The 409-nt window shown below is 31.3% G+C and carries 1 pseudogene; it reads left to right on the top strand.

Features of this window, described 5'->3' with window-relative positions:
* Positions 1-216 precede the first annotated feature (216 nt).
* Positions 217-409: pseudogene (locus TD18_RS16420) on the top strand (hypothetical protein); the annotation flags it as partial.

Here is a 409-nt window from a genome sequence, read left to right on the forward strand (position 1 = left end):
CTAATGTATCTTACAGAGGTGTAAGTGTTGAAGGTGGAAGCTTCTCAACGATTAACTTAGGAGTTAACTACAAAATTATGTAGTCACTAACTATAGATTAATAAAAGGGTAGCAATTTGCTACCCTTTTTTAGTTTAAAAAATATAAGTTTTTTCTTGCTCAGTAACAAAGCATAATATACATTTGCCGCCAATTTAAATTAAACTTAAACCTATTATGAAAAAATTAGTATTATTAGCTGCTGTTGCAGTTTTTAGTTTATCAAACGTAAATGCTCAAGAATTAAGAGCTGGATTAAATGGAGGTTTACCAATTGGTGATTTCTCTGAGTTTTACTCATTTAGCTTTGGTCTTGATGTAAACTACTTATGGGAAGTATCTGACGATTTCAGTGCAGGTATTGCTACAG

The sequence above is a fragment of the Psychroserpens mesophilus genome (assembly GCF_000826645.1).
Classification (GTDB): domain Bacteria; phylum Bacteroidota; class Bacteroidia; order Flavobacteriales; family Flavobacteriaceae; genus Psychroserpens; species Psychroserpens mesophilus.